General features: G+C 42.3%; 16 protein-coding genes and 5 pseudogenes. 15 read left to right on the forward strand and 6 right to left on the reverse strand.

What is annotated here, in order from left to right; genetic code table 11:
* The first annotated feature begins 3 nt into the window (after positions 1–3).
* Positions 4–962 (forward strand): annotated as a pseudogene (locus B853_RS22805) (Solitary outer membrane autotransporter beta-barrel domain).
* Between the two features lie 126 nt (positions 963–1,088).
* On the forward strand, positions 1,089–2,063 hold the full coding sequence (locus B853_RS22810; protein ID WP_038883102.1) for a Solitary outer membrane autotransporter beta-barrel domain: 975 nt from the start codon (positions 1,089–1,091) through the stop codon (positions 2,061–2,063).
* Between the two features lie 37 nt (positions 2,064–2,100).
* On the opposite strand, the pseudogene B853_RS22815 reads toward B853_RS22810, so the two are convergent.
* A pseudogene (locus B853_RS22815) lies at positions 2,101–3,344 on the reverse strand (GGDEF domain-containing protein).
* A gap of 250 nt (positions 3,345–3,594) precedes the next feature.
* Between B853_RS22815 and B853_RS22820 the strand changes: the two are divergent.
* The 11 genes and pseudogenes from B853_RS22820 to B853_RS22870 all read left to right on the forward strand — a co-directional run bounded on the left by B853_RS22820 (position 3,595) and on the right by B853_RS22870 (position 15,047).
* Entirely contained in the window at positions 3,595–3,963 is a 369-nt protein-coding gene (locus tag B853_RS22820) for a late competence development ComFB family protein (RefSeq protein WP_010451766.1), read from the forward strand.
* 55 nt (positions 3,964–4,018) lie between these two features.
* Positions 4,019–4,295 (forward strand): annotated as a pseudogene (locus B853_RS22825) (HlyU domain-containing protein).
* 430 nt (positions 4,296–4,725) lie between these two features.
* Complete coding sequence (locus B853_RS22830) at positions 4,726–6,282, forward strand: Re/Si-specific NAD(P)(+) transhydrogenase subunit alpha (protein ID WP_038883101.1); 1,557 nt, start codon at positions 4,726–4,728, stop codon at positions 6,280–6,282.
* A 12-nt stretch (positions 6,283–6,294) separates the two neighbouring features.
* Positions 6,295–7,689 carry a Re/Si-specific NAD(P)(+) transhydrogenase subunit beta gene (pntB, locus tag B853_RS22835; RefSeq protein WP_010451772.1) on the forward strand — a complete coding sequence of 465 codons (1,395 nt, stop codon included), beginning with the start codon at positions 6,295–6,297 and terminating at the stop codon, positions 7,687–7,689.
* Positions 7,690–7,843: 154 nt separating this feature from the next.
* The gene (gene vxrA / locus B853_RS22840) at positions 7,844–9,292 is read left to right on the forward strand and encodes a sensor histidine kinase VxrA (protein WP_038883099.1); all 1,449 of its coding nucleotides are present in this window, start codon (positions 7,844–7,846) and stop codon (positions 9,290–9,292) included.
* Positions 9,267–9,929 (forward strand): response regulator transcription factor VxrB, encoded by a 663-nt coding sequence (gene vxrB, locus B853_RS22845; RefSeq protein ID WP_038883097.1) that lies wholly within the window; start codon positions 9,267–9,269, stop codon positions 9,927–9,929. Before vxrA ends, vxrB begins: the two co-directional genes overlap by 26 nt.
* Positions 9,930–9,931: 2 nt before the next feature.
* A pseudogene (locus tag B853_RS22850) lies at positions 9,932–10,812 on the forward strand (DUF2861 family protein).
* Between the two features lie 59 nt (positions 10,813–10,871).
* Positions 10,872–11,999 carry a conjugal transfer protein TraF gene (locus B853_RS22855; protein ID WP_038883094.1) on the forward strand — a complete coding sequence of 376 codons (1,128 nt, stop codon included), beginning with the start codon at positions 10,872–10,874 and terminating at the stop codon, positions 11,997–11,999.
* Positions 12,000–12,042: 43 nt separating this feature from the next.
* Positions 12,043–12,198 carry a YoaH family protein gene (locus B853_RS22860; RefSeq protein ID WP_005427041.1) on the forward strand — a complete coding sequence of 52 codons (156 nt, stop codon included), beginning with the start codon at positions 12,043–12,045 and terminating at the stop codon, positions 12,196–12,198.
* An 866-nt stretch (positions 12,199–13,064) separates the two neighbouring features.
* The gene (locus B853_RS22865) at positions 13,065–13,523 is read left to right on the forward strand and encodes a MaoC family dehydratase (protein ID WP_038883092.1); all 459 of its coding nucleotides are present in this window, start codon (positions 13,065–13,067) and stop codon (positions 13,521–13,523) included.
* A 456-nt stretch (positions 13,524–13,979) separates the two neighbouring features.
* Positions 13,980–15,047 carry an acyltransferase family protein gene (locus tag B853_RS22870; RefSeq protein WP_038883090.1) on the forward strand — a complete coding sequence of 356 codons (1,068 nt, stop codon included), beginning with the start codon at positions 13,980–13,982 and terminating at the stop codon, positions 15,045–15,047.
* Positions 15,048–15,077: 30 nt separating this feature from the next.
* Here B853_RS22870 and yciH read toward each other — a convergent pair whose 3' ends face one another.
* From yciH to B853_RS22890, 4 genes are all read right to left on the reverse strand, one after another.
* On the reverse strand, positions 15,078–15,389 hold the full coding sequence (gene yciH, locus B853_RS22875) for a stress response translation initiation inhibitor YciH (RefSeq protein WP_038883089.1): 312 nt from the start codon (positions 15,387–15,389) through the stop codon (positions 15,078–15,080).
* Between the two features lie 2 nt (positions 15,390–15,391).
* Positions 15,392–15,775: a DUF3319 domain-containing protein gene (locus B853_RS22880; protein WP_038883086.1), complete on the reverse strand. Its 384-nt coding sequence runs from the start codon at positions 15,773–15,775 to the stop codon at positions 15,392–15,394.
* A 148-nt stretch (positions 15,776–15,923) separates the two neighbouring features.
* Entirely contained in the window at positions 15,924–16,922 is a 999-nt protein-coding gene (locus B853_RS22885; protein WP_038883084.1) for a D-alanine--D-alanine ligase, read from the reverse strand.
* Positions 16,923–17,071: 149 nt separating this feature from the next.
* Positions 17,072–17,644 carry an SPOR domain-containing protein gene (locus B853_RS22890; protein WP_038883082.1) on the reverse strand — a complete coding sequence of 191 codons (573 nt, stop codon included), beginning with the start codon at positions 17,642–17,644 and terminating at the stop codon, positions 17,072–17,074.
* A 235-nt stretch (positions 17,645–17,879) separates the two neighbouring features.
* Between B853_RS22890 and B853_RS22895 the strand changes: the two genes are divergently transcribed.
* Positions 17,880–20,519, forward strand: coding sequence for a bifunctional acetate--CoA ligase family protein/GNAT family N-acetyltransferase (locus B853_RS22895; protein WP_038883081.1), 2,640 nt, complete (start codon positions 17,880–17,882; stop codon positions 20,517–20,519).
* A 77-nt stretch (positions 20,520–20,596) separates the two neighbouring features.
* Here B853_RS22895 and B853_RS22900 read toward each other — a convergent pair whose 3' ends face one another.
* A complete protein-coding gene (locus B853_RS22900) occupies positions 20,597–21,484 on the reverse strand; it encodes a LysR family transcriptional regulator (RefSeq protein WP_038883079.1) in 888 nt (295 codons plus the stop codon).
* 237 nt (positions 21,485–21,721) lie between these two features.
* Between B853_RS22900 and B853_RS22905 the strand changes: the two are divergent.
* Positions 21,722–23,859 (forward strand): annotated as a pseudogene (locus B853_RS22905) (TonB-dependent hemoglobin/transferrin/lactoferrin family receptor).
* The last annotated feature ends 341 nt before the right edge of the window (positions 23,860–24,200 follow it).

Here is a 24,200-nt window from a genome sequence, read left to right on the forward strand (position 1 = left end):
ATAATGAAGTATTTTGTGGTGACGTTGTCACTAATTTCGACCATTTCTCACGCTAGCCCAGTACAACACACATTACAAAAGGAATTTGAGCGTAATTTTGCAATAGGCATTGTGTTGTCTGATAGCGATGTATTTAACCTTGGCTTTCATGACTTTGATCCAAATAAATATCTCAATATCGACAATGAAGATATTGGGACTCAAGACTCCGTTGATTTAAGAAAGCAGGTTGCGCTTTCTACACTCCCTTATCATCTATCCCTCACTGATGACGATGAATCTCTTACTCAGTGCGCCTCTATGTCTTGGGCATCGACCAAGACGTTCATTTGAACGAAAGTAAAGCTCCAGACAGAAATAAAGAGTGGATTCTTGGCGCATACAGCGAGGTAGAGCGCAAAAATAAGCTAACTGATCATATAACGTTCAGTGCAGCTGCTGGCGCGCATCTCATGTATTATCGTAACCGGTATGAATATCGTAGTGATGCTCTTGATGAGCTTAAGCCATACCTAGAAGGCATCTATCTTAATACCGATGCATGGGCTTTGATTGGAGAGATCAACGCCGAGCTGAAATACAAAGACACCGTAAACTGGGGCAAGTGGTATGTTTGGTCTTCACCACATTATTTTTATGGTACAGGCTGGGGCGACGGCAATAACGGTGATATTGGCAATCCAGAAGGATGGTATTGGGTAAATGGCGTAAAACTCTTCTATGACTTTACCAAAGTTGGCCGCACCGTTCAGTCTATCTATACGAGTTTTAATCGCGTTGATGTGGGAGGAGACACAAGCAGACCAATGAATACCTCACACTATTATGAAGCAAGTGTTGGGTGGTTAATGACGCCGCCATTTAAGTCTGACTGGATAGATAATATTGGCCTTGGAATCACTGTGAATTATGGCAGTGCGCTAAGGGGAGGGAGTTTAGTATTGTTCTTCAATCAAGAGTAATAAATACGCAAAGAAAACCATTGCATTAATCACATATTCGAGCCAAAATCGCGCCCCATTTCGGCTTATAGGAACATAAGCACATAACCTTAGTCATCGGATGACTCTTGTAAATATTAAAGACTCATGCGTAAGTTGGTTTACTTAGCGATGATTTTCGCTTCAACTTCATCTCACTCCAGCTCCATCCAAAAGCAACTTGAGAAAGAATTCGATTATAACTATGCGGCAAGTATCGTACTTTCCGATAGCGATGTGTTTACTTTCGGTTTTTCAAATTTTGATCCTAATGAATATCTAAACCTAGATGAAGACCTGTTGGGTAGCAGTGAATCTGTAGAGCTCCGTAAGAAGCTTTCAGTGATGTCGCTACCGTTTAGTGTTCCAGTTGGCCGTAATCGGTATTCACCATATCAAACTAAAGTCAATGGACGTGGATACCTGCTTAGCGGTAACCAGGAGGTATATGCATTGGATGCAACTAAGCCTGATGATCTGGATGAATTAATCTTGGGTGGATATTTAGAAGTCGAGCAAGAAGCATATTTAAACCGCAGCTTCATTTTGAGTGGTGCAGCAGGCACACACCTAATGTACTACCAAAATGATTATCGCTATCAAAGCAATGCGCTTGAAGATTACCAAAGCCAAATAGATGGTGTTTACGTTAATACCAGTTCATTAGCGATGGTGGCAGAGCTCAATGCAACGCTAAGATATAGCCCTTATGGGCATTTTGAGCAATGGTATCTATGGTCTTCTCCGCACTACTTCAATGGATTTGGAGCAAACCTTGGTAACGGTGATACTTTGATTAACCCAGAGGGTTGGTATTGGGTGAATGGGGTAAAGGTTTTTTATCGCTTAGCGATTTGGCAAAACATGGTTCAATCTTTCTACACTAGTTTTAATCGTGTTGATATCGGAGGGGATACGAAAAGGCCTCTCAATACAGATCATTACTATGAGGCTAGTATGGGGTGGCTAATGACACCACCAATTAAAATTCCATTTGTTATCAACATGGGAGTGGGCATGAGTCTAAACTATGGTAGTGCTTTTAAGGGTGGCAGCTTGGTTATGTTTTTCAATCAGGTGTAATTAGGTTGAGTATCATCACTCATTTTGAAAAAGGCCATTAAGTACGGCAGAATTTAACGCAATTTCGCCCAGCTTTTTTGGCTTTATAAAGGGCCTCATCTGCGAGCTTAATGACATCTGAGGGGTTGCGGGCACTGCGGCTATCAGCGACACCAAAGCTTGCTGTTACACTTACCACACCTCTTTTTTCGGACGCCTTGCCACGTTGCTTTTTACCTTCTTTATGATCGTCAGGGCGGCCGTCTTGATCTCGTAGTACCATTTCATACTGTGCAATGGACTCACGAGTTTCTTCAATAAATTCTTCACAGTCTTCTGCGAATTTACCCTTAAAGACGATGGTAAACTCTTCTCCGCCGAATCGGTAAACCTTGGCACCACCCTGCGTTTTGCCCAATCGAGCTGCTACCATTTTTAACACGTCGTCACCTGTGTCATGGCCATAGGTGTCGTTGAACTTTTTAAAATGGTCAACATCCAGCATTGCAATTGTGAACTTTCGTCCGGTGTGTTTCAGGTCGAGATCTAAAGCTCGGCGACTTGGAATCAGCGTTAAGCTATCGGTAAACGCAAGTTGATGGCTCGCAGAGGTAGAATAGATGATGATCAAGAGTCCAGACAGAGTAAACATGGTACTAGATATGTACTGAACATCAAAAAACACAAAAGTTGCAGTTGCTAACACCATGGCTGAATAGGTGATCGCGTGAATGATTCTATTTTTTTGAGAACAAGGATTCCTAGGAAGCAAGCAAGAGCAAAGCAATACAGCACTAAAACAAAGGGTAACTTCGACACACTCGGTACGATAAACAAAGAACCCGCAGTCCATTCATCAAACCCACCCTCGACATAATAAATAAGCGTGATGTAAGACCAAAAAGAAAACATAAACAGCATAAAGACGTACGCTGCGGTCGACTTTGAGTTGAACCCTTCTTTACTAAATAAAAATACAGCTAAAAAAGAGACAGGTAACAGGCATGTCAAAATGGCCAGTTCAAGCAACGTTGTGCCAACGTGCAACGGAACTTGCAACCGAGTTTGAATAATGAAATAGGCAAAAATCATGCTAATGCACACCATAGACTCTCGCCCTTGTTTGAACGAGTAGCACATGATCAACGCACAGCTAAGTAAGATATAAGGTAGGTTTGATGCTATGCCCCAGTTCGCTCTGGTCATTTCAATAATATTATCCATGCCCAAGCTGACAGCTCCCAGTAACAGGAGTGGGAACAGAAAGCGAAAAGCGGGAGAGGTCATTAAAGATGAAACCATCTACAGTTCAAAACCTTATCTTAATCGTATGTTATTCAAATAAATTATGAATCTTGTTTAATGCTTTAAATTAGGTATTAATTATCACAGACTCGAAACTAACAAGAATACGTTTATTTGCGGATTTTCCAAGTATTTTAGGACGTATTAACACAAAAATGGAGAGGTTGACTAAATTTAGACCAATCAATGAGTTGCAGGGCTTTATCGACTGCTATACTTTAGGTCTGTTGCCTAAAGGAGAAAGTTGATGCAAATCAGTTCAGACGTACACAATTATATGGAAACATTAGTTGGCCAGGTGTTAGCTTCAGACGTCTATGTTGAGCAATTCGATAACGAACAATTAGCTGATATCGCGTGTCTCGCATTGATCCAGCTAAAGCCTGTCTACATCCGTCATGATATCGACTTCTTGTCGGCGTTACCTGAAAGCAAGCTGACTCAGTTTAAGCTAAGTGTCGATGTGGCCGTTGAAAATGCAGCTGCTATGATTCGTGAGGACCGACGTGAGAATCGCGACCACGAAGTTCCGGTCATATTGACCCACACCAGTTATGATGAAGAACAAGAGCTGGATTGGTTCGAAAAACCAATCCTCAACATCAATATTAAGTAATTCTAGTTTGTCTCTGACTATTGTAAGAGACGCAGAGAAAAACCAAGGAGGAGTCGTGGGATTTTTTTCACGCTTGTTTGGTGGCAGTCAAAAGTCTGCTGAGGTAAAAACTGTTGAGCCTGTCGAATACAAAGGCTATCTAATCTACCAAGAAAGCATTTCAGAAGGAGGCCAATATCGTATTGCAGGCCGCATTGAAAAAGCTTTCGAAGGGGAAGTCACACCGTTTCATTCGGTCTGACTTGTTGGGTTCAGAACAAGATGCTAACGAGTTGATGTTGAAAAAATCGCAGATGTTTATCGACCAAATGGGTGAAAAGATCTTCGATTAACAATTCACTCCAACTTGATACGAATCATCAAAAAGAGAGTCATTAGTGTATATGCTGATGACTCTTTTTTTATTTACTTAAATATTTGTTAAATAAGCGGTTAGCACTCATCTGGTTAGACCTCTGCTTAGTAAAGTCAGTCGTTGTTATTTTTCAGATTGAAGTAGAGAATTATTCATTACTAGACGTTATATGTAATGAAATTTAGTATTTTTATTACAAAATACTTGAAGTCACGATTGACGTTCGCTAAAAACAGAATAATAACGGACTGTGAGGCGAGATGTGGCAGTGCAAATGGGTGACCCCAAACACCATCATTCGTTTGCGTTTTCTTGCGTAGTGAACAGATAGAAATAAAAAAGAATTAGAGTAGAGCATTGCTCTGTTTTGGGACTAATTATTGATATGTATACAAGGAGTATGCGTTTTGCAAATCGGTGTACCTAGAGAAATACTCGCGGGTGAATCGCGGGTAGCTGCATCGCCTAAGTCGGTTGAGCAGCTAATTAAATTGGGATTCGATGTCGCAATCGAATCTCAAGCGGGGGTGCTAGCCAGTTTCGACAATGCAGCTTATGAAGCAGCAGGAGCGAAAATTGTTTCTAGTGAAGAAGTATGGACATCAGGCTTAATTCTTAAAGTTAATGCGCCAATCGTAGATGAAGAAAATGGCATTGATGAAATCGCATTACTGCAAGACGGTGCGACAATAGTCAGCTTTATTTGGCCTGCTCAAAATGCAGAGTTAATGGAACAACTCTCTAGCAAGAACATTAACGTTCTCGCAATGGACGCGGTTCCTCGTATCTCTCGTGCGCAAGCATTAGACGCACTTTCTTCTATGGCGAACATTGCCGGTTACCGCGCAGTGGTTGAAGCCGCTCATGAATTCGGTCGATTCTTCACCGGTCAAATTACCGCAGCAGGTAAAGTACCGCCAGCGAAAGTACTGGTTGCAGGTGCAGGTGTAGCAGGTCTTGCTGCTATCGGCGCTGCTGGTAGCCTTGGCGCTATCGTTCGCTCTTTTGACGTTCGTCCTGAAGTAAAAGAGCAAGTTGAATCGATGGGCGCAGAGTTCCTAACGGTAGACTTCAAAGAAGATTCAGGTTCAGGTGACGGCTACGCGAAAGAAATGTCGGATGAATTCAACAAAAAAGCGGCTGAGCTATACGCTGAGCAAGCGAAAGACGTTGATATCATCATCACAACGGCACTGATTCCTGGTAAACCTGCACCAACGCTTATCACCAAAGAAATGGTGGATAGCATGAAAGCGGGTAGCGTGATCGTTGACCTTGCTGCCGCAAACGGTGGTAACTGTGAATACACGGTAAAAGATCAAGTAATCACCACGGCGAACGGTGTCAAAATCGTTGGTTATACCGATATGGTAGGTCGACTGCCAACACAATCTTCTCAGCTTTATGCAACCAACCTTGTAAACCTTCTAAAACTGCTTTGCAAAGAGAAAGATGGCAACATCAATATCGACTTCGAAGACGTCGTACTTCGTGGCGTAACAGTAGTAAAAGAAGGCGAAGTGACATGGCCTGCGCCACCAATTCAGGTGTCAGCACAGCCTCAAGCTAAACCGCAAGAACCTGTTAAACCTCAACCTAAAGTTGAGGAGCCAACGTCACCAGTGAAGAAGTTTGGTGTGCTCGCTGTCGGTTTAGGTGCCTTTGCATGGGTTGCTTCTGTTGCTCCGGCAGCGTTCCTATCTCACTTCACCGTATTCGTACTGGCGTGTGTGGTAGGTTACTACGTAGTTTGGAACGTAACACACGCACTGCATACTCCGCTTATGTCTGTTACCAACGCGATTTCAGGTATCATTGTAGTAGGTGCGTTGCTACAAATTGGTCAGGGTAATGGTGTCGTTACCTTCCTATCATTCATTGCTGTACTCATAGCAAGCATAAATATCTTTGGTGGCTTTACCGTGACCAAACGTATGCTTGAAATGTTCCGCAAAGATAAATAATAGGAGTGACCAATGTCTGCAGGATTAGTACAAGCGGCATATATCATTGCTGCGCTATTTTTCATCTTAAGTCTCGCGGGACTTTCTAAACAAGAATCGGCAAGAAACGGTAACTACTACGGTATTGCGGGTATGGCGATTGCGCTTATTGCGACGATCTTCAGCCCAAATGCGGAAGGGTTTGTTTGGGTCATCATCGCGATGGTTATCGGTGGTAGCATCGGTATCCACTACGCTAAGAAAGTAGAAATGACTCAGATGCCGGAACTGGTTGCTATCCTACACAGCTTTGTAGGTATGGCAGCAGTATTGGTAGGTTACAACAGCTACCTAGAGCCACCGGCGCCAGTTTCAACTGACCTTGCTGGTATGCACGCTGAGCATGTGATTCACCTAGTGGAAGTATTCCTTGGCGTGTTCATCGGTGCGGTAACCTTCACTGGTTCAGTCGTAGCGTTTGGTAAGCTACGTGGCACGATCTCTTCTTCGCCACTTAACTTGCCTCACAAACACAAAATGAACCTTGCTGCGATCGTCGTTTCTACCCTTCTTATGATTTACTTCGTAAAAGCGGACGGCAGCATGTTCGCATTGATTGTAATGACGTTGATTGCATTCGCGTTTGGTTACCACTTAGTAGCATCGATCGGTGGTGCAGATATGCCGGTTGTGGTTTCAATGCTGAACTCATACTCAGGTTGGGCAGCAGCAGCAGCAGGTTTCATGCTAGCAAACGACCTATTGATCGTAACAGGTGCACTAGTTGGTTCTTCAGGTGCGATCCTTTCGTACATCATGTGTAAAGCAATGAACCGATCGTTCATCAGCGTTATCGCTGGCGGCTTCGGTCAAGAAGTTGTGATCTCAAGTGATGAAGAGCAGGGCGAGCACCGCGAAACATCAGCAGAAGAAGTTGCTGAAATGCTGAAGAACTCAAAATCAGTGATCATCACTCCGGGATACGGTATGGCAGTAGCTCAGGCACAGTACCCAGTGCATGAAATTACTGAAACACTACGTAATCAGGGTATTGAAGTGCGCTTTGGTATTCACCCTGTAGCTGGTCGTCTGCCAGGTCACATGAACGTTCTACTGGCAGAAGCAAAAGTACCTTACGATATCGTACTAGAGATGGACGAGATCAACGATGACTTCTCTGAGACTGATACGGTTCTGGTTATTGGTGCGAACGATACTGTAAACCCAGCAGCGCTTGACGACCCGAACAGTCCAATTGCGGGCATGCCTGTATTAGAAGTTTGGAACGCGCAAAATGTCATTGTATTCAAGCGTTCAATGAATACTGGTTATGCTGGCGTTCAAAACCCACTATTCTTCAAAGAAAACACATCAATGTTGTTTGGTGATGCAAAAGAAAGTGTCGAAGCAATCTTCAAAGCTTTGTAATTTGGAATTGCCATTAATTGAAAAGACCAGCGTATGCTGGTCTTTTTTTTGTACATTCAATGTAATAGAAATGCAAAACCTTTACTTGTATCGATGACAACTTTAATTTGGATGATGTATAGTTTCTAGCAATGGAACGAACAACGGTTACAGTTTGATTAAACGTTTATTACTTAGTGTCGCAATACTAGCTGCAGCACCAATCGTGAAGGCAGACTCACTGCCAGAAAGAATAGACACTTTTACCGAGTTGTTTAACTACCAATTGGCCGAGAAATCGTACGACATACGGGTTTTGCAATCCAATTATCCGACTAAGCTATTGTCGCCGGATTCAATGTTGCCTCAAACTGCTGATTACCCGTTGAAGGATATACAGCAGCTGTACCAATTAGCGAACACTTGCCGTGGTAAGCTACCTTTGAGCCCCTTAATCACCGAACCTTTGGTGTTTACGAGAGCTATCTGTAAAGGTACGCAACTGACTCCAAGATGGTTTTCTAGAAGTGGGCTTATCCATCCCGGAGGCGGTAGTTATGCCGCTCGGTATGTTGATAAGTATCCAGAGCTCCAAGATAAACTTGCGCAATACATGCACATTAAAGAACGCAAGAATGTGCAAGGCGATGAATTACTCGCAAGCCTAAAGAGTATGAACGATGACGCGATAAACGCTTTAATCGCAGGTGCGAGCATGTTTATCGAACAAAACGAGCTTTGGCTTAGAAGAGGAGATCACTACTTCGTATTTCCGAAGTCAGTCTGGCAGGAAAACGTTGCCAACGCAGGACTCTCTTTTAAATTAGCGAGTCAAACCAAAAGCTGCTTCGTTAAACGCGGCAATATATGTTGGGATGTAGAAGATCATTCGCAAGTGCTGCGGATCAGCATGATCATCCTGGTGATTGCCAACATATTTCTTGTTATCGGTTGGGCTGTCTATCGCTGGAATAGCAAGCGACAAGAGCTACGTAGCAGAATGCTTGTTTTACAGATTTTGACTCATGAGCTTAGAACTCCAATCGCCTCATTATCGTTAACAGTAGAGGGGTTTAGGCGTGAGTTTGAACGTCTTCCTGAAAGTGTATACGACGAGTTTCGTCGTTTGTGTGAGGATACAAGACGCTTAAGGCAGTTAGCTGAAGCAAGTAAAGATTACTTGCAATCGGACAACCAACCGCTTGCAACAGAATGGGTTCCTTCTGTTCAAGAGTGGTTAGAGTTTAAGATTGAAGAAGAATTTAACGAATCCATTCAATTTGTTATCAACCAGGATATCTCGGCCAAAATTAACGTATACTGGCTAGGTACTTGTATCGATAACTTGTTGAGAAACGCAATTAAATATGGTGAAGCACCGGTAAGACTTGATGTTGAAACCAGTGCTCAAAAATTAGTTATTCGTGTCATCGATGAAGGGAAACTTTCATCTAAAGACTGGGCTCACTTAAGAAAACCATTTGTAAGTAAGAGTGGCCTAGGATTGGGATTAACTATTGTCGAATCTATGATGGGACGTATGGGAGGCAAAATGTCTCTGATAGGTCCACCTACAACATTTATACTGGAGATACCTTGTGAAACAGACTCTGCTTCTCGTTGAAGATGATAAAAACCTTGCTGATGGCCTACTTGTGAGCCTTGAACAAGCAGGGTATGAGTGTTTGCATGTGGAGCGTATTTCAGATGTAGAACCACAATGGAAAAAGGCTGATTTAGTGATTCTAGATCGCCAACTACCGGATGGTGATTCAGTAGAATCTCTGCCAGAGTGGAAGAAAATTAAAGATGTCCCGGTTATTCTATTAACCGCATTAGTTACTGTGAAAGACAAAGTTGCAGGACTGGACTCAGGTGCAAACGACTACCTAACAAAACCTTTTGCTGAAGCAGAACTGTTTGCTCGTATTAGAGCTCAGCTTCGTGCTCCTGATTCAGCAGAACAGGGCAATGCGGACAAAGTTATTACAAACGAGCTTGAAATCGATCGTGCAACACGTGAGGTTCTTTTTAAAGGCGAACTTATCACCTTAACCCGTACTGAGTTTGATTTATTGTTGTTCCTAGCTTCAAACCTAGGCCGTGTATTTACGCGTGACGAGCTACTTGACCACGTTTGGGGTTACAACCATTTCCCAACGACGCGTACTGTAGACACACACGTGCTACAGCTTCGCCAAAAGCTGCCTGGTCTTGAAATTGAAACGTTGCGTGGCGTTGGCTACAAAATGAAAGCGTAACGATGAAGTTAGTCCTGCCAATATTATTAGCGGCAACTTTGATGAAACCAGTCCATGGTATGGACTGGTTTTCGTCTAACACGCCTTTAAGCCAAGCCCACCAACATCTATTGGAAGATAACTTGCCAGATATGTTTCTTTCTCTAGTGGAACTTTGGCAGTCAGAACCGAATAAGGCTATTACCCCCCCCATTTAAATGACCTGTTAGCACAATCTCTTACTAAGGATTGTGGCAAATCACTATCTACGGTTACGTTACCTGAATGGATTAGTGGCGTTAATATCATTCGCCAAACCATTCAGAGCCCTGGCCGCGATACTTACCGCTTGGTTATAAAACTTAGGGCAGTGACTGAGCTAGATGACATCATGTTTGAACGTTGGGTTGATGAGTCTATCTCAGCCGACGCTTCGTTAAGCCAAGAAGACGTTGTTACCAACACGATTGCGAATGAAAAACGTTACCTAAAACGCTACAACCTAACAGGAAAAATCGAAGCTGGCCTGTATCACCTATCTATCGTTGCCGTTGATGGTCGCGTTTTTAGAACATGGATAGTCTTGGGTGACTCCAACTCTTCACAATATGTACGATGGACATCAAAAGAGAATTGGAAAGTCGAAAAAAGTGCCTTGAGAAATCCACACTGTCCACTTCCTGAGCTCAATGTTGGCCTCTATGATTATGTAGATGGTCAGTACGAACAAGTTTGGCAAAAGAGTTACGAATCCAATTACCCTAACTCTCTTGAGCTAGAAGGTATCCCTAACGATCGGTACGTGCTCGCAGTTGGTATTAACAGCCGACGTTGGCAAGGGGACATAATTGTTGAGCAAGCTCAAACTATTAGCCGCACTTATGATCTTTCCCTAGAAGAATAGCTAAAGAATCTTCATATTGGTCGATACAAAGTTCATAACGCACAATGAATTAGTCCCATATGAAGATTCAACACAAACTATTAGCACTCAGCGTCACTAGCGCATGCCTTTCTTTTTCAACCAATGCAGCTACATACGCAATCGAAGCTCGCAGTGATGCGATGGGTGGAGTAGGTACAGTATCTGCCTCTTACCTAACCGCACCTTTCTTTAACCCAGCACTCACAGCAATCTATCGTAGAAACGATGACGCCGGCATGATAGTACCAAGCTTTGGTATTAGTTATGACGATCAGGATGGATTGATCGACGAAATTGATCGTATTAGCAAACTCACCGACGACACTGAAATCGTTAACTCGCTAAATAACATCGATAACGCTAAATTGGACTTTGACTTAGGCGGTGTAGTGGCGGTTGGTATTCCAAACAAGTTTCTTTCTGCGACCGCTTACGGCAAGCTGTATACTGAATCCTTTGTTACACCTGAAGTCGACACTTCGGTACCAGCTAGTTCTCTCGACAACAGTTATGTGCGTGGTGTTTCAATCGGTGTTGCCGAAGCAGGTATTTCGCTTGCTAAGTACACGACATTCATGAATCAGCATCTTTCTTTTGGTTTTACGCCAAAACTGCAACGCATTTATACATACTCTTATGCAAGTAGCTTTGCCGCGTTTGACACAAAAGATTTAAGAGAAAATGAGACTGCTGACACCATCTTCAACTTGGATGCAGGTGCTCTCTGGTTTTATGGACCTTTCCGTGTAGGTTTAGCTGCAAAAAACTTAGTGGGTCGAGATATTAAGACTAAAGCATTTACAGCTCCGAACGGTGATCCAATCGCTTCGTACGAATACAGCATGCGTCCGCTCTATACAATTGGTGCAGGTATCGTCGCCGACTACTTCACAGTAAGTGTTGATTATGACTTAAATGAAGAGAAAAAGTTTTCAACATTTGATGATAATAGCCAAATGCTAAGAGCTGGCTTTGAAGTCGACATTTTAAGACAGATGGCACTGCGCGGAGGCTATAAGAAAAACATGGCTCGCTCAAGTGAGGATGGAACGATTACCGCAGGTATCGGATTATCACCACTCAATCTGATTGAACTCGATATCGCGGCTCAATATACCAACGAAAATGCAATGGGTGCTTCGATTAATTTCCTTGCGACCTACTAACTGAATCGTTATAGTCAGCACCTCACATTGAGGAGCTTTTTTTATGTTTGATGATTTACCACCTCTGTCCCATCAAGAACAACAACAAGCAGTAGAACGTATTCAAGAGCTAATGCAAAAGGGTACCAGTACCGCAGAAGCGATTAAGATCGTTGCTGAGCAAATTCGAGCAGAATACGCAGCAAAGAAACAAGACTAAGAAATTACGAAGAGCAGGGCACAGACCCTGCTTTTTTATGCCCGTCGTACACACCGCAAAATTAACTATTCACGACCTACCGCTGCATTACTTCTAACAAAATAATGCGTTACCACGTCACAACAATAACCCTCAAGTAGAGAAGAAAACTCTACCATAATAAGTAGGTAAAACTTTACCAATAGAAGTTAACTGTCACTTATTATAGATAGGCAAAAACACTACCTAAAGCTTAGTAATCTCGGTTATTTCTTTAAATACAATTACTTAAGGCGAGATAAGTGCCTGGTTTACACCTAAGTACCACTCAGTCTTGTAATTAAATTACAGAGTGTAATTTCGCTGTCGAATTCAGCAGTGGAATATTCTGAAGAAATCTAAAAGAGACGCCGTCACTTTATGAGATGACAAATAGTGTAGACAAATAGGAGTTAGTGGGTGCAGTAAGTGCTTGCAATCAAATTTGGCTTTCAAGCCTGGTCCGATTTTTAGATGTGAAAATAACGGATGAATTCGTCTTTCCGAGTTGGATTAAGGCGAAATTGGTGCAGGTAGATTTTCAATAAATGATCATTTGCTTACATTGTCAGCTTATGTAGTTTCACCTATTGATTTTACTTATGTGTTACACTGTGACTTATTTGGGTAAAAGAGGATACTGAGGAGTGCTAGGGAATCCAGATTTGGGCGAGGAGAGTCATATATCGTGGGTTTAGCTTTGATTCTTGCCACAGTTCCAAGCTCTATTCTAACGCTGGGTAATATGCTCAATGATTAGAGTATCAACTCGAAGTCATTCCAGTTGACGTTAGCTCATTTGATACACTTGGTGCCATAGAAAAATCTAGTTCGACGTAAAGGAAGCTATGAAAGTAATCTCAACGAATGACATCGATAAGTATATCGGTGTTGATATCGAGCCAACAGATTGGTTTGTTGTGAATCAGGACCAAATTAATCAATTTGCAGATTGTACCTTAGACCATCAGTTTATCCATACGGATCCGGCTAAAGCACGGGCTACAATGTTCAAATCTACAATTGCGCATGGCTTATTATCTTTGTCTATGCTTCCATATTTTGCAGAGAGTTTTGGGTACCATTTGGAGGGTGCTAGGCTTGGTCTCAATTATGGGTTCGATAAGGTGCGTTTTATTCACCCAGTAAAAGTGAATAGCCGTATTCGGGCGCATGCCAAGTTGATAGCCGTTGATGAAAGGAAGCCCGGACAGTATGTGTTTAGTACAGAAGTGGTTGTTGAAATCGAAGGTGAAACAAAACCAGCGTTGACCGCTGTATGGTTAGCTATGCAGATCGTGTCTTAGTGGCGAACGTAACGCATGGAATTTTACAATGCGTTACGTTAAGCACCTTATAACTGCGTGTTAGCTTAATCGGGCAATAACTTACATCTTGGTATACTTAAAACCTAGAAGTTACCAAGTGCGCATTATATGTGTTATGTTAAATAAACTATCCATGTACGCCAAATCTTCTCTAGTTTGGTCTCCTATCCCGTTCAGATTTTAAAATGCTGCGCTTTTTGGCGATGTCATTAAACATAATGGCGATTTACCATAAAATACTTAATATAGATCTTAATAATCTACGATTGTTAAGATCTATATTAATCAAGTCACGCTCTCAGTCCTTGGCTAGAAATCATTAGAAAAGACCTATTAGCTCTAAGTGTTATCGATTGAGTTACTTCTGATTTTTACACGGCTTAATACACAACGTGTCCTGAACCGATAAACTTATTGATTTTAGGAGGGCTTGTATTGGCACGCCATATATCTTCAATCGATAATTTTCGTGCGATCGCTATTATATTGGTCGTCGCTGTACACTGCATGCCTTATGGAATGTCGGTTGACTCCGGTCCTTGGCTAGTCTTCCAGAATCTAATCTATGGTGCGACTGCTGCATTTGTATTTATATCTGGCTACATGTATCACCATGTGTTCTTCAAACAGAAAACGCCATACATTGAATTCCTGAGTAGTAAGTTTCGAAACGTTTTGCTGCCGTATCTGCTATTGGGAACCGGAGCTATTTTTCTCTTATACATCTCTAAAGCCGGATTCTTTTCTGGTGAGGAGCTATTTGAAGGAAAAACCATTTTCAATACTGATGATCACGCTCTTATTATAATTGGTAAATACTACTTAAGTGGACGGATGCTTACAGCCTATTGGTATGTACCGTTTGTGGTCATGCTTTTTTCAATGGCACCATTGCATGATAGGTTTCTCGTCGTACGTAGAAAGTACAAGTTATTGATAATATTTACTTTAAGTCTTGTGTCGATGCTAGTTCATCGCTCGTACGAAAATACCAACCCGTTGCAAATGTTAATCTACTTTACACCATATTATCTAATCGGCATGTATGTATCTTTGTACCGAACTTCCCTCGCCTCTAATGCAAAAATTAAGTCTCTTCTGTTTCTATCGTTAGCAATCGCTCTCGCTATATACGATGCAAGTATCGGCCATCAAGGTAATTACATTAAGCCGCTAATCACTTACAACGGCATCGATACAATGTATCTTCAAAAGGTATGTTTAGTTGTGGGGATTTATTTTCTGCTTGAAGCCTTCCCATTTAAAATTGGGTGGCTGTCATTTCTAGCAAAAATTAGTTTTGGTGTGTTTTTTATACACCCTTGGGTGTTAACGGTAATGAAGCGAACTCCGTTGTATCAACACGCAAACGGGCTTCAGGCAGATATAGTTCTATTTCTAACAGTGCTTATTTTTGTAGTGTCATTAAGCATGTTGATCGCCGTTTGCTTGAAAAGAGCACTGAAGAACAGCCACTATTCAAGATCAGTTATTGGTTACTAAAAAGCCTTCTATTTCTAGAAGGCTTTGTATTTAACCGCCGGCAAGTTTGACTGTCATGCCTTTCTTTTCAAGGTGCGCTTTAATTTTATCTCTAGCGTCGCCTTGGATCTCAATGTTGCCATCCTTAACTGAGCCACCACAACCACAAACCTTTTTCAGCTCTGCTGCTAGTAGCTTTAGTGCTGTATCTTCCAAATCAAGGCCGGTAATGATACACACTCCCTTACCTTTTCTGCCTTTAGTTTGACGCTGGATTCTCACAACACCATCGCCCTTCGGACGTTCGGTTTTCTCAGGCTCTTGTTTGATTCTTCCGGTTTCAGTTGAGTATACTAAAGTCATTGTTACTTCTTCTGTTGCTGTGCCTGCAGTGCTTTTTGCTTCGCGACTAAGTAAGCTTCAATATGCCTTTGTATGGCCGTTTTTGACCCCTTGATTAACTTGCCATTAAACATGCAATACCAAGCATTTGGCTCACCAGTGTCATTTTTAAGTGAGTAACCGTTGAAATTCTCAACTTGATTAGCTCCACCTTCACCTCGTTTTTGTCCAAGGGAAGCAAACTCTTTTGGGTCAATGATTGACGCGGTGTCGCACCACCAGTCTATGCTCTTCTTTACAGCACTTAGGTTACCTTGTAGCACGTGATTTTTAATTTTAACTTTCCATGTACTTCCATCAGGTCCGCCGGACTGAAGATTGAAGCCTCGATAATTTGAAATTGCCATATCACTGAATCGTCTTTTCTTGCGGTAATTTAATCATAAATGCTATGTAATGAATCGCAAACACTTTGTAGTCACATTATTCTAAATAACTAAGCAAAAAGTCACCAAAATCACATAATTAAAATATAAAGTTCACTGCAAAAGTGGCTTATTTTTCGAAAGTTGCGTGATTAATGCAAGATTCTAGAAATAGATGAAATTCATCGCCGTTATTCTGTAGCATTTTAGGGAACATGGAGATTGGAGTCATGCCTGGGAAAGTATTTACTTCATTTAAGTAAATCTCACCCTCTTCGGTTAAGAAGAAATCAATACGCGATAAATGGCGTAAATTCATTTGCTTAAAGACCGTCTCTGAAGCTTGTTGAATAATTTCAACCTGTTCGTCAGTTAGATTACTAGCTTCGACTTCAGTCAGTGAGTGACTCGTACTACTGTATTTCTCATCGTATGAATAGAATGCACCATCTGGAGCTATTACTTCCCCGGGTTTTGTGATGCGTAATTTACCATCTATCTCGTAGGCCGCAACTTCAAGTTCACGTGGCTTCACCGCTTTTTCAATCAAAACTTGGTCAGAGTAGCCAAATGCATCATTGATAGCTTGGGACAAGTCATCTTCTTTTATGACGCTGTAACAACCAACAGAAGAGCCTTGTCGAGCGGCTTTGACAAATACTTTGCCCCATTTATCAAACGCTTGCTGCGCCTGGACATGAGCCTGCTCATCATTACGGGTGAGGAACAAATAGGGTGTGTTAGCAATACCAATTGCGTCATACCATAGCTTCGAAGTAATTTTGTTGAAGCTATTGCTGCTCGCCTCAGGGCCGCAGCCTAGGTAAGGAATACCTGCGATTTCAAACATCGATTGGATGTCACCAGTTTCGCCGGGAAAACCGTGTATACAAGGAACAATGAAGTCGATGTCTAAGTTTTGATCTTCAGAACACAGCTTTTTGGTGTTGAGGTCTAAATAAACCAACTCACCTTGGTTCGTCACCCAACCTTCGTTTTTGATTTCTACACGTGTAACGCTTACATCATCAATAAGGTTTAATTGCTGCTCAACGAAATTTGCTGACAGTAATGAAATCTCATGCTCAGAAGAGCCGCCACCGCATAGTAAAAGGATATTTTTAATCATGAATCAATCTTTCCGTGATCTACAAAAGATACTATTCAGTATGATAAACCTTTGTGTAGCTACGTACAGTAATTTTACTGTGAGGAATACTGTTCGAATAGGATTTAACCAAAGAAAGAAGGGAGCAAACGCTCCCTTCTCATATTCAATTAATTAAGCTTGTTAAGCGTTGGATAAGCCGAATTTTTGATAGAATCAATGCTTTTCACGAAAGGCTTTAACTGTCTGAACTCAAGAGGAAGAGTTGAAATTGCCGACTTAGCTTCTTGCTGTGTCGCGTAATCGCCATATAGAACCGTGAACCATTTTGTACCGTTTACTACTTTATAGTTTTCCCATATCGGCTGCTCGTTACTTGGTAACTTCGACGCGAAGCGGTCTACTTTAGCTTGGCTACCCACTGCTACAACCTGAATTGTATATCCAAAGCGTTGGACAGCATGTTGCTGCTTGCTAGGTGGTACGATTTTAACGGGTTTCTGTTGGCTTTGTGGTGTGAGCTTCACCACTTTCTTTTCTTCTTGAACAACCGGAACTTTAACAACTTGGGTTGTTTCAACACTCGTTTCTACGATGCCGCTTTCTGGCGCCATTACCGGCTTAGAAACAGGCTGAGTTTGATAGTCTTCACGGTAGCTTTCACTAGTTACATCTGTGAGATAAGTTTCAGATGCACAAGCAGATAATAGTACTGACAGACTGATAATTGCGATTTTTTTCATGAAGTAACAAACGCTCTGAATAAATATTACGATAAATCATGCCGATAGCCGGCTATTTTATCAAGCACCAAACACAATAAACTGTGATTTTGGTGTGATGAGTGACACAAACTGTATAAGCATGGCTCATCTTTTCGTCATTGTCTGAGTTGCCATTGTTAAATGAAAGCAATCTTCGTTTATGATTGTAGGAAGAATGAGCAACTATCATGGAACTATAGGCACAGGAGTGACAATGAATAAACTACAAAAGCTCTTCAAACCTAACTCAGTGGCGGTCATTGGCGCATCTCAAAAAGAGTTACGTGCGGGGCAAATAGTAATGCGCAATTTACTGCAAAGTGGCTTTGGTGGTGCAATTATGCCTGTCACACCTAAGTACAAATCCGTTTCCGGGGTGATTGCATATCCAAATGTCGCTTCCCTGCCCTATACGCCAGATATTGCGATTCTGTGTACCAATGTATCTCGAAACAACCAATTACTAAAAGAGCTTGATGAACGAGGAACTGAGTTTGCAATTGTTATTTCAGATGACGCTGAAAGTATCGATTTTTCACAGTTAAATATACGAGTATTAGGTCCAAACAGCCTTGGTCTCATCCTTCCTTGGCATAATTTTAACTGCTCTTTTTCTCCCGTAGCTGCAAAGCCTGGTAAGATCGCTTTTATTTCTCAATCAGCGGCGGTCTGTACCACAGTGCTCGATTGGGCAAACGATAAGAGCATTGGGTTTTCCTCCTTTATTTCGATTGGGCAAGGCCAAGATATAGATTTTGCAGAGCTGCTTGATTACTTGAGTATGGACGGAAGAACTGAAGCTATTCTCCTTTATGTCGATTCAATTAAAGACGCTCGCCGGTTTATGTCTGCTGCTCGTGCGGCTTCCCGTAACCGACGTACCTTAGTGCTAAAAGCGGGTAAGTCCTCCCAGGCCCGCCCTATTGGCGCTAGCAGCATTGATTCGCTCGATATCATTTATGACTCTGCTATTCGAAGAACGGGTATGCTGCGTGTTGGCAATACTCATGAGTTGTTTGCTGCAGTAGAAACCCTTACTCACTCAGTACCACTCCGTGGTGAGCGCCTTGCCATCGCAACCAATGGCGGGGGCCCTGCAGTAATGGCAGTTGATACATTATTAGAGCGTGGTGGCAAGCTAGCATCACTTGATGAAGAGTCTGTCGCTCAGCTAAAAGCTGTATTACCGAGTAATTGGCGTGGAGCAAACCCAATAGATCTGGCTGGTGATGCCACTAAACAACGCTATGTTGATACGCTCAACTCGCTTATGAATGGTGATTGCGCAGACGCAATCTTAATTATGCACAGCCCCTCTGCAGTCTCAGATTCTTTAGAAACAGCAAATGCGGTCATTGAAGCTATTCAAAATCACCCACGGCATAAGCATTTCAATATTCTAACGAATTGGTCTGGAGAACAAACATCAAGAGAAGCCCGCTTAGCATTTACTCAAGCCGGAATCCCAACGTATCGAACGCCAGAAAGTGCGGTAGTTGCTTACATGCACTTGGTGGAATATAGGCGAAATCAAAAGCAGCTCATGGAAACGCCGACAACAGCAGAGCCTTTGCACTCCGGTAGTGTAAGTTCTGCGCGTGAATGGGTGGACGAACAACTGCTGGATAAAAACACAGTTACGCTAGATACGCATCAAACAAGCCCTCTGTTTGAAGAATTTGGCTTTAATATCCTCCCTACTTGGATTGCATCCGAAGTAACTGAAGCAGTACATATGGCCGAAAATATCGGTTATCCCGTCGCTGTTAAACTTCGTTCACCTGATATTCCTCATAAGTCTGATGTACATGGTGTCGCACTTAACTTGCGCAATAGCCAAGAAGTATCAAGCGCAGCACAAGCCATTCTTGACACTGCAAAATTGAGCTATCCCTCTGCCAACCTTCAAGGACTATTAGTTCAAGGTATGGCGAAATTAGGTAGCGCTGAAGAGTTACGAGTGAGCATCGTCGTTGATAAGGTATTTGGCCCTGTCATTCTACTTGGACAAGGTGGCTCTGATTGGAATATTACTCAGGATGCCGTAGCAGCGTTGCCACCTCTTAACATGAACTTAGCGCGCTATTTAGTGGTTATTGCACTAAAATCTGGGAAGGTGCGCCTGCAAAAACACAAAGACGCAATCGATGTAACCGAACTATCGAAGTTTTTGGTTCGAATTTCTCAAATGGCAGTAGAGTTACCTGAAATTGAAAGGCTGGATATACATCCAGTGCTAGCATCAGGCAGTGATTTAACCATTATTGATGCCGATGTTACACTTAAGAAGTACCAAGGTGATGCGCAAGAGCGTTTGGCAATTCGCCCTTTCCCCGCAGAGTTTGTTGAAACTGTCACGCTTCGCGATGGTCAACCTATCCTACTTCGCCCAATTTTACCCGAAGATGAGCCTACCCACGCTCAGTTCATAAATAGCGTTTCTAAAGAAGATCTCTATAACCGATTTTTCTCTGACGTCGGTGAGTTTAATCATGAGACGCTCGCGAACCTTACACAGATTGACTACGACCGCGAGATGGCGTTTGTTGCTGTCGCCTTCGATGATAACGGACCTTCAATTATTGGTGTATCTCGTGCACTGATAACACCAGACAATAGTGATGCAGAGTTTGCGATTCTGGTTCGCTCTGATTTAAAAGGCAAAGGGTTAGGTAAAGTGCTGATGCAAAAAATCATTGGTTACTGCCAAGCGAAAGGTACCAAGCAAATTTCTGGTATGACGATGCCGACTAACAGAGGTATGTTATCTCTTGCTCAAAGTCTAGGATTTGAGTTAGACGTACAATTTGCCGATGGCACTGCCGATATGGTGTTGCCGCTCAGCAACGATTAGTGACTGTATCAAGAACATAACACGATAAAAAAGGGACAATGAATTGTCCCTTTAGACTAACTCAAAATGTGACATTGTCATTTGAGTTTCCAGTTTTTCTTCAAGTACTGTACACACCAAGATTTGGCTTCGCCCATCGTATTCCTGCGCCACGCTAAGATAATATCAATTGGCTGCTCCTCCGTACCTTCGATACGCTTTAGAACACCACTATCAATCAAAGGTTGTGCGATTTGACTCGGTAGTGTGCCGATACCTAACCCGGAAGTTAGTGCTTCAACTTTAGCTGGGAAATTGGTGACTGTGAGTCTCGGTTGCTTTTGCATGACATTAATTGACATGGCTGGCTGCTCTCTCGCTGTGTCAGCGATGGCAATAACGCGATATTTTTCTCGGGCGCTATCATTGAATTCACCACTACGTTTATGAACATAGTGATCGGCCGCAGCCACCCATACCATGCTCATTTTACCGATTTTCTCCGCTTTGACATCTTGCGGCAGTGTATCTAGAGCAGGACAAATCAGTAAATCGGCTCTTCCTGTATTCAAGGACTCCCAACTTCCTGCGAGAATTTCTTCTTGTAGGCGTACTCTCGTGCTACTGACGTTGGCTAAAGCGTCTACCATAGAAAAGAAGTTTGAAATCGGAATAATTCCATCGAACGCGACGGTAATATCAAGCTCCCAGCCATTCGCAAGCAAAGTCGCATCATTTACAAGTTTCTCGCTTGCCTGAAGAATCGCTCTTCCCCGTTCCAAAATCAGTTTACCAGCATCCGTGAAATGCGCTTTGTGCCCCGAGCGATCGAAAATAATGATGTCGAGGTCTTGTTCTAGCTTTTGTATTTGGTAACTAAGAGAAGATGGTGCGCGATCTAACTCATTCGCGGCAGCCGCAAAACTTCCTCTTCTATCAATAGCATCCAAGATATGAAGTGCTTCTAACGTGATTGGGCTCTGCACAATAGCTCCCTATTTGTGTGATTTAAATCACAGTAGTGTCATTTAAAAACTAATTCTAAAAAACGATTTAAAATAATATAACAGATTGATAATTAAAGACTAGCTTATGAATAACGCAAACGGTCACTGACAAAAATTACGAGTTAATCGCAAAGGTAATGATAGTAATTATTATTTACATAAACTAAGATACCGCACGTTGTTGTTACCTATTATGGATCAAGGTATTTAAGTCAAATGTATAAGAAATCACTTTTGTCAGCCTCTATACTAATCGCTCTATCTCAAGGGGTATACGCTGAAGAGCAATCGACGTTTAATGAAGTCGTCGTATCTGCAACTCGAACCAACCAAACTATGGATACAGTAGCCGCTTCTGTTGCCGTTATTTCTGAGAAAGATCTCGAAGAAAACATGGCGAAAGATCTCAGCGACGTATTCGAGTATACACCTGGAGTAACAGTCAATGGTACTCAACGTCAGGGGGTTCAGAGCATTAATATTCGTGGTATGGAAGGCAAACGAGTCAAGATCTTGGTAGACGGAGCATCTCAGCCAGGTGCATTTGACGGCGGTCCTTACTCTTTTATCAACTCAAGCGCGGTTACTGTTGACCCTGACATGCTAAAAAGCGTTGAGATTGTAAAAGGCGCAGCTTCTAGTTTACATGGTAGTGATGCTATCGGTGGTGTTGTCGCGTTTGAAACCAAAGACCCGCGTGACTTTCTAAAAGACGGTAAAGACTTCGGTGGACAGGCTAAGCTCTCTTATTCATCAGAAGATAACTCTTTTAGTGAGCATGTCGCTGTAGCCAAGCGATTCGATAACCTTGAAACATTAGTCGCATACACTCGCCGTGATGGTTCTGAGTTACAAAACTTTTCAAAAGCACCTTATGAGAATTACTCTGTAACCGGCCAGGATTACTACAAGAATGACTTGTTGGTTAAACTTCAATCGCAATTGAATGAAGACCACCGTTTGGAGTTTTTAGGTGAAGCCATCTATAACCAAACAGACTCAGACATTGCGCATCAGTCCTACAAAAACTTCAATTCTGAAGACCATACTAAGCAAAACCGTCTTGGCTTGAAGCATATTTGGTTTACCGACTTTGTAGTGTCTGACACCATTACCTCTCAATTAACTTGGACGAGCAAAAAAGAAAATGGTGTCACCAATCGTTTTAAAGAGGCAAGTCCAGGCTTTCCTCCTTACGTGCCAGCGAGTGGAGATAATCAACAGAAGAAAGACTACGACTACACCGAAGACAAAATTGAATTCGAGACTCAGTTAGATAAAGAGATTCAAAACCATTACTTAGTTTATGGTTTGTCTTACAAGCACAGTGATATTAGCAACACAAACCGAGAGTTCAACTCTGATCCAGGTACACCGGATAAAATCTATGTATACACTCCGGATGCCAAAGAGCAGAGCTTCGGCCTATTCTTGCAAGATGAAATCACGCTGCTTAACGACAAGTTAATCATCACTCCTGGTGTTCGTTACGATTATTTCTCTACAGATCCATCAAGTACATCCGAAGAAACATTCAATAAATTCAGTGACTCTGCATTCACTGGTCGTTTGGGTGCGACTTACAAAGTCAACCAACCAGGTACTGTATTTGCGCAGATTAGCCAAGCTTCCGCGCCCCATCATTTGATGAGTTGTACTACACATATGACAACCCTGGACACGGTTACGTCAATCGCCCTAACCCGGATCTAGAATCTGAAAAGAGCTTGTCATATGAATTGGGTTACCGTCATAACACTTCAGCATCGGCGACTGAATTCTCACTATACTACAGCGACTACAGCGATTTCATTGAGCAAACGTCTACAAATAATGGTGGGATGTTGGAGTTTACGAACATCAATATTGCTGAAGCAACGATTAAGGGCATTGAGCTATCAAATAGCCTCGATTGGCACGAAATTGCAAATCTGCCGAAAGGTACGACAACTCGCTTTGTAGCTGCGTATACAGATGGTGAGAGCGGCGATGGCAAACCACTTAACAGTGTCAACCCTTGGAATGCAGTTGCAGCAATTAACTATGATTCGCCAAATACGCTTTGGGGCACAAGCTTGAAAGTCAACTATACGGCGAAGAAGTCTAACAACGATATCAACTCTGACGGTGACAACGGTGGAACTAGCGACCAAGTGGAACTTCCATCAGCAACCGTGGTTGACTTGACTGCATACTATAAACCTATGAAAGACCTAACCGTTCGTGCTGGTGTGATGAACTTGACTAACGAAGAGTACCACTTATGGAATGATGTTCGTGGTGCGACTGAGCTTAGCCCTGATAACACTCAAGCGGAGCGAAACTACAACATTAGTGTGAAATACGAATTCTAAGTGTTACAAAAACAAAAAAGCCAGCATAATGCTGGCTTTTTTAACGCGTTTTCATTTCAAAAATGTTAAGAAAAGAATGAAAAATGAAAAACTACTGCTTTGCCATCTCTTTCTTCACCATGACTGCTGCTGCCACAATGAATGCGATGATTAGACCAAGTTCCATTAACTACCCCGATAGTCTTAAGAAAATTTACGCTCTAAATTAAGAGTCGCGCATAGTTTAACACTTCTGTTCACCTTAGCTAGCTTTTAACCAGAAATTTACGAATTTTTCCGATTTAGATCAAAAAAGGCGCAGAGTTGTGCCTTTATGTTAAAAACGTGTAAGTTTTAATCTT

Origin of the sequence: Vibrio rotiferianus CAIM 577 = LMG 21460, from assembly GCF_002741985.1 — a bacterium.
Lineage (GTDB): Bacteria > Pseudomonadota > Gammaproteobacteria > Enterobacterales > Vibrionaceae > Vibrio > Vibrio rotiferianus.

Bases quoted from the DNA above. Each gene is read 5' to 3' on its own strand.
- B853_RS22820 (WP_010451766.1), top strand. From the start codon at position 3,595: ATGCAAATCAGTTCAGACGTACACAATTATATGGAAACATTAGTTGGC.
- yciH (WP_038883089.1), bottom strand. From the start codon at position 15,389: ATGACTTTAGTATACTCAACTGAAACCGGAAGAATCAAACAAGAGCCT.
- pntB (WP_010451772.1), top strand. From the start codon at position 6,295: ATGTCTGCAGGATTAGTACAAGCGGCATATATCATTGCTGCGCTATTT.
- B853_RS22885 (WP_038883084.1), bottom strand. From the start codon at position 16,922: ATGATTAAAAATATCCTTTTACTATGCGGTGGCGGCTCTTCTGAGCAT.
- B853_RS22810 (WP_038883102.1), top strand. From the start codon at position 1,089: ATGCGTAAGTTGGTTTACTTAGCGATGATTTTCGCTTCAACTTCATCT.
- B853_RS22860 (WP_005427041.1), top strand. From the start codon at position 12,043: ATGTTTGATGATTTACCACCTCTGTCCCATCAAGAACAACAACAAGCA.
- B853_RS22855 (WP_038883094.1), top strand. From the start codon at position 10,872: ATGAAGATTCAACACAAACTATTAGCACTCAGCGTCACTAGCGCATGC.
- B853_RS22880 (WP_038883086.1), bottom strand. From the start codon at position 15,775: ATGGCAATTTCAAATTATCGAGGCTTCAATCTTCAGTCCGGCGGACCT.
- B853_RS22865 (WP_038883092.1), top strand. From the start codon at position 13,065: ATGAAAGTAATCTCAACGAATGACATCGATAAGTATATCGGTGTTGAT.
- B853_RS22895 (WP_038883081.1), top strand. From the start codon at position 17,880: ATGAATAAACTACAAAAGCTCTTCAAACCTAACTCAGTGGCGGTCATT.
- B853_RS22890 (WP_038883082.1), bottom strand. From the start codon at position 17,644: ATGAAAAAAATCGCAATTATCAGTCTGTCAGTACTATTATCTGCTTGT.